Source organism: Streptomyces bambusae, assembly GCF_020532645.1.
GTDB lineage: Bacteria > Actinomycetota > Actinomycetes > Streptomycetales > Streptomycetaceae > Streptomyces > Streptomyces bambusae.
The window spans coordinates 1-304 of record NZ_JAJAUZ010000165.1 but is presented as its reverse complement, the minus strand read 5'-3'; the positions used below and the strand labels follow the sequence as shown (position 1 = coordinate 304).

Here is a 304-nt window from a genome sequence, read left to right as displayed (position 1 = left end):
GGTGCTCACACTGCCCGTGTTGCCCGTGCCGACATAGCCCTCCAGGTCTCCGGGGACGGCGGGCAGCCGGCTGGCGTAGTCGTGGTACATGACGCCCGCGTACACGCCGGTGTTCGAACCGCGGAGCGCGGTGGGGTCGATGCCGGCGCGCTCGAACGCCTCCCAGGAGGTTTCCAGCAGCAGCCGCTGCTGCGGGTCCATGGCCAGCGCCTCACGGGGTGAGATCCCGAAGAACTCCGCATCGAACAGCGCGGCTTCGTGCAGGAACCCGCCCTCGCGGACGTACGAGGTGCCCGGCGTCTCG

At 70.4% G+C, this 304-nt stretch carries 1 protein-coding gene; it reads right to left on the bottom strand.

Annotation, left to right across the window (positions count from 1 at the left end):
• Positions 1-304, bottom strand: a 304-nt coding sequence (locus LG634_RS37660; RefSeq protein WP_308072769.1) for a beta-ketoacyl synthase N-terminal-like domain-containing protein, incomplete at both ends; no start/stop codon positions are given.